Origin of the sequence: Inquilinus sp., assembly GCF_039594555.1 — a bacterium.
GTDB lineage: Bacteria > Pseudomonadota > Alphaproteobacteria > DSM-16000 > Inquilinaceae > Inquilinus.
In genome coordinates, this window is sequence record NZ_JBCNNF010000450.1 from 1 (window position 1) to 5,454 (window position 5,454).

The window sequence follows — 5,454 nt, forward strand, 5'->3', positions numbered from 1 at the left end:
CCCGGCCCCACAGATCGATCTCGTAGGTCATCGACAGGCCCGCGGCGACGTTGTTGCCGAGGATCAGCTGGCGACCGAATACGATTGCCTGCTGCGTGTTGAGGGAACTGCGCATGCGCTGCGCGGACGCATTCGCATTGATCGCCGGCAACTGCTGGGCACGGGCGACGCCCAGCAGCGCCTCGGCGCGGCCGGGCTGCAGCAACTGGTCGGGTCGCGGTCGCCGGACCAGGCCTCGGCCTTCGCCGCGATGCTGGCGCACCAGCCGCGGGCACTGGCCGCCGCGGTCTCCGCCATGGCCGATGCGCCGGATGGCGCGGCGCGGGATGGCTTCGTGCTCAGCGCCTTCGCCCAGGCCCGGGAGCAGACCTATTTCGAGGCGTTGGGCCTGGCGCAGAATATGGGCCGGGGGCTGGCCAAGGCGCTCGGCCAGCCGGGCGAGGGCGAGCGGCTGGGCCAGATCCTGGCCACGCCGGAGGGGCGCAAGCTGCTGGTCGAGCAGCTGCCGTTTCCGCAGCAGGGCAAGACCACGCCGGAGGCGCGGGGCCAGCTGCTGGCCCTGGTGCTGCAGCACCGCGAGATCACGGCGGACGGGCTGCAGCACTCCCCGGGCGCCGACCCCTGGGCCCTGCCGGCGGTGGCGAAGCCGATGGCGCAGGCGGCGGCCGACCAGGCGCTCGCCGCCGGCAGCGGCCACGGCATCGCGCTGGCGGGGGCGGAGACGCTGGAAAGCCGCGTCGCCCGGGCCATGGGCCTCGAGCCCAAGGGCGAGGACGGTAAGACCATCGACAAGATCGCGTCGGCGATCCGCAGCCAGGGCGGCGCCGACGGCAAGGTCACGGTGCTGCCGGTGCAGTTCTCCAGCTCCGGCAGCGGGGCGGTGCAGCTGCCGCTGTTCCGGGTCGAGGGCAGGGACGGGTCCGTCCGCTTCGTCGACAACCAGGGCGGCCGCTACGCCGATTTCGCCACCTGGAAGCGCGAGAACCGGCTGCCGCCGGGCAACATGACCTATCCCCGCGACGGCGTGCTGAGCGGCAAGGACGGCCGCGCGGTGCTGGACAGCGGCAACACCCCGCGCACGCCGGACAGCTTCGGCGAGCATGTCGAAGAGGCTCTGGACAAGGCGGCGCTGTTCGGCGGCGTGGTGGCGGGCGGCCTGACGGTGATCGGCTCGGGCGGCACCGCGGCGCCGGCGGTGGCGGCGGGCGCCGGGGCCTGGTTCGCCTGGCGCGGGGCGGAGGAGGCGGGGGCGCTGCGGGAGCGCGGCCTCGACCAATGGGACAATCCGGAATACCGCATGGCGCTGTTCAACACCGCGGCGGGCGGCGCCAGCATCCTGCCCTTCGGCCGGCTGGCCTGGCTGGCGCAGACCGGCAAGACGGCCGAGGCGGGCCGGGTCTGGTCCGGCATCAACGGCGCGGCGGTGGCGGCCGACGGCGCCGCCGCGGCCAACACCGGCTACACCCTCGCCGCCGATTGGGACGATCTTTCCCCCGCGCAGCGGCTGGAGATGGGGCTGGGCGTCGCCCTCTGGGGCGGCCTGACTCTGGCGGTCGGCCGCTCCGGCCGGTCGTCGCCGGCGGACCAGGCGCGGATCGAGGTGACCGACAGCGCCGGCCGTCCGGTCGACGCCGCGCCCGGCCCCGACATTGCCCCGAAGCTGCCGCTGCCGCAGCGTCCGACCTGGAGGACCGAGGCCGCCGCCGGACTCCGCGGCTCGGCCGATCTCGGCGTGAACGACCTCTATTTCATCGACATCCAGCAGGCGAACCGGAACGGCGAGGCCGTGCTCGAGGACGGCTCGTCGATGTCGGCGCATCAGCTCGTCATCCAGGCAGACCGCCTGAGCCGCGACGACCGGCCGATCGTCCTCAATATGGCGGATGACGCGGCCGACAACCGGGCCTTCGCGCAGAAGCTCGCCGACACCGCCCGGGCACCGGTCTATCTGCGCCGGGAGGGGGGAGGCGAGGCGGCGTTCCGGCCGTCGCCGGGCGCGATGCCGCGCTGGTCGGTCGAGGTCGAGGGCCGGACGCTCTGGCGGGTGGAGCCGGATGGCAGCCGCCATCGGATCGACTCCGTGGAGGACCAACTCGGCCCCCGGCTCGGGGGCGGCTACTTCAAGACCGCCTTCGCCTTCGGCGACAAGGCGCTTCTGGTGATCCGCAAGGGCGATCTGATGCCCGGCTTCAAGGAGATGGCGATGCTCAACCAGCTGGACGAGGCCGGGCTGCCGGTCGCGCGGCCGCTGGGAATGGTGCGGGTGGACGGCCGTCCGGCGCTGCTGGTCGACCGCTATGCCGCCAACAGCAAGGACATGCTCGACCGAGACACCGGCGCCGTCGCCGACACCTCCCGGCTGAACGAGAACAGCCTGCTGAGCCTGCAGCGGATCAAGCTGGCGATGCAGACGCGCCGGATCGACATCCGCGACCTCCAGTTCCTGGTCAAGGAGGATGGCAGCTTCGTCGTCGCCGACCCGGTGGCGGTGCACAGGGGGGCCGAGCCGTCGTCGGAGGCGCTCGAGACCCTCGACAAGTTCATCGCCGCCACCGAGGCCAAGCTCGGCCATCGCGGATAGGCCGTCACCATGGGACTTGATTATCTCAGATTGAGAATTAATGTGAACGTAACTTTTCGGTACGTCGCGAGAGCCTGCTAGGGTGCCTCCGACCTCATCTGTGGACCCCGTCATGACCGATCGTCTCGTCATCGCCCTCGCCCAACTGAACCCGACGCTCGGCGACGTGCGCGGCAACATCGACAAGCTACGCCGCGCCCGGGACGAGGCGCGGGCCGCCGGCGCCGACCTGCTGCTGGCCAGCGAGCTGGCGGTCAGCGGCTACCCGCCCGAGGATCTGGTGCTGAAGCCCTTCTTCCTCGACGCGGTGGAGGAGGGGGTGCGCGAGCTCGCGGCCGAGACCGTCGAGGGGCCGGCGCTGCTGATCGGCACGCCCTGGCGCGACGACGGCCGCGTGCACAACGCCGTGCTGCTGCTGGACGGCGGCAAGGTCGCGGCCTCCAGGTTCAAGCACGACCTGCCCAATTACGGCGTGTTCGACGAGAAGCGGGTCTTCGCCGCCGGCCCGATGCCGGGGCCGATCGCGTTCCGCGGCGTCCGCCTCGGCGTGCCGATCTGCGAGGACATCTGGACGCCGGACGTGGTCGAGTGCCTGCAGGAGACGGGCGCCGAGCTGCTGCTGGTGCCGAACGGCAGCCCCTACGAGGCGGGCAAGGCCGAGCAGCGGCTGCAGATCGTGCTGAACCGGGTGACCGAGAGCGGCCTGGCCATGGCCTATCTCAACCAGGTCGGCGGCCAGGACGAGCTGGTGTTCGACGGCGCCTCCTTCGTCATCGGCCGCAACGGCGCGCTGCGCCGCCAGCTGCCGTCCTTCCGCGAGCACATCGCCATCACCGAATGGGTCCGCGGCGAGGAGGGCTGGGACTGCGTCGAAGGCGAGCGCATCGCGCCGCCCGAGGGTGTCGAGGCGATCTATGGCGCGATGGTTCTCGGCCTCAGAGATTACGTGAACAAAAACCGCTTTCCCGGTGTTCTGATTGGACTTTCCGGCGGCATCGACTCCGCGATCTCGGCTGCGGTGGCGGTCGACGCGCTGGGTGCCGACCGGGTGCATTGCGTGATGCTGCCGTCGCCTTACACCAGCCAGGACAGCCTTGATGACGCGGCCGCCTGTGCCCAGGCGCTCGGCGTCCGCCTCGACAGCATTTCGATCGGGCCGGCGATGCAGGCCTTCGAGGCGATGCTGGCGCCGCTGTTCGCGGGCACCACGCCCGACATCACCGAGGAGAACATCCAGTCGCGCGCCCGCGGCGTCACCCTGATGGCGCTGTCGAACAAGTTCGGCAAGATGGTGCTGACCACCGGCAACAAATCCGAGATGTCAGTGGGTTACGCGACGTTGTACGGCGATATGTGCGGCGGCTATTCGGTGCTGAAGGACGTCTACAAGACCACGGTCTACGAGCTGTCGCGCTGGCGCAACCAGGTGCTGCCGGAGGGGGCGATGGGCCCGGCCGGCCGGGTGATCCCGGAGCGGATCATCACCAAGGCGCCGACCGCCGAGCTGAAGCCGAACCAGACCGACCAGGACACGCTGCCGCCCTATGACGCGCTGGACGACATCCTCAACTGCCTGGTGGAGGAGGAGAAGAGCGTCGACGAGATCGTCGCCCGCGGCCACGACCGGGCCACGGTGGCGCGGGTGTGGCGCCTGCTCGACCGCGCCGAATACAAGCGCCGCCAGGCCCCGCCGGGCGTCAAGCTGACCCGCCGCAACTTCGGCCGCGACCGCCGGTATCCGATCACCAACTCGACGCTGAGCCTGATCTGAGGAGGAGGCCGTGGCCGGTGCCCGGGTCGGCGGCGGCCTGGATTGCTTCGCTGCGCTCGCAATGACGGTTCGGGGCTGAGCCGCCCCAGCCCAACCCGGCACCGTCATCGCGAGCCCCGCAGGGGCGTGGCGATCCGGGCTGGCGCCGGTTCGTGCGGCGGGATGGATTGCTTCGTCGGCTTCGCCTCCTCGCAATGACGGTTTGGGCTGAGCCGCCCCCGCCACCCCATACCGTCATCGCGAGGCGCGAAGCGCCGTGGCGATCCACCTTGGGCCGCCTGCCGGGAACCCGATTGTGCCTCTGCACATGCGGTGGCAGCCTTCTGTCTCGATGCAGCCTGTCGTCTACATCATGGCGAACAAGCCCGGCGGGACCCTCTACACCGGCGTGACGTCCCATCTTCGGCGTCGGGCGCACGAGCATCGTACCGGCCTCATCAAGGGCTTCACCTCGCGATATGGCTGCAAGATGCTGGTCTGGTACGAGCCGCACGCATCGATGCTCGACGCCATCGCCCGCGAGAAGCAGATCAAGAGCGGGCCGAGGCGGGCCAAGCTGAATCTGATCGAGGGGATGAATCCGGACTGGCGGGACCTCTACGAGGATCTGGCCTGACCCGGCTGCTTTCTCCGCCATTCACACCGTCATCGCGAGCCCGAAGGGCGCGGCGATCCAGGCTGGCGCCGGCTTGGGCTGCGGGATGGATTGCTTCGTCGGCTGCGCCTCCTCGCAATGACGGTTCTGGGCTGCGCCGCCCCTGCCAACCCACACCGTCATCGGAGCCCGAAGGGCGCGGCGATCCAGGCTGGTGCCGGCTTGGGCTGCGGCATGGATTGCTTCGTCGGCCTCGCCTCCTCGTAGTGACGGTTCGGGATGCGCCGCCCAACCAACCCACACCGTCATCGCGAGCCCCGCAGGGGCGTGGCGATCCATGGCCGCGCCGCCCGCGCCGGCCTGCGAATACAAAGTCCCTTGCGCCGGCCTGCAACTATGTTCATGATATGTTCCATGGAGCCCACACCAGAGGATCTCGACGTCCAGGCCTATTGCCGCAGCCTCGCGCTGCAGCAGATCCAGATGCTCACCCGCCTGGCCGAGATC

At 70.5% G+C, this 5,454-nt stretch carries 4 protein-coding genes and 1 pseudogene; 3 read left to right on the forward strand and 2 right to left on the reverse strand.

Annotated features, from left to right (window positions below):
• Positions 1-205: pseudogene (locus ABDW35_RS31340) on the reverse strand (hypothetical protein); the annotation flags it as partial.
• A 45-nt stretch (positions 206-250) separates the two neighbouring features.
• On the opposite strand from ABDW35_RS31340, the gene ABDW35_RS31345 reads away from it, so the two are divergent.
• From ABDW35_RS31345 to ABDW35_RS31355, 3 genes are all read left to right on the forward strand, one after another.
• Complete coding sequence (locus ABDW35_RS31345; RefSeq protein ID WP_343717765.1) at positions 251-2,581, forward strand: DUF4781 domain-containing protein; 2,331 nt, start codon at positions 251-253, stop codon at positions 2,579-2,581.
• Between the two features lie 112 nt (positions 2,582-2,693).
• Entirely contained in the window at positions 2,694-4,352 is a 1,659-nt protein-coding gene (locus ABDW35_RS31350; protein ID WP_343717766.1) for an NAD+ synthase, read from the forward strand.
• A gap of 331 nt (positions 4,353-4,683) precedes the next feature.
• On the forward strand, positions 4,684-4,968 hold the full coding sequence (locus ABDW35_RS31355; RefSeq protein WP_343717767.1) for a GIY-YIG nuclease family protein: 285 nt from the start codon (positions 4,684-4,686) through the stop codon (positions 4,966-4,968).
• Between the two features lie 21 nt (positions 4,969-4,989).
• Here ABDW35_RS31355 and ABDW35_RS31360 read toward each other — a convergent pair whose 3' ends face one another.
• The gene (locus ABDW35_RS31360) at positions 4,990-5,286 is read right to left on the reverse strand and encodes a hypothetical protein (protein ID WP_343717768.1); all 297 of its coding nucleotides are present in this window, start codon (positions 5,284-5,286) and stop codon (positions 4,990-4,992) included.
• Positions 5,287-5,454: the final 168 nt, after the last annotated feature.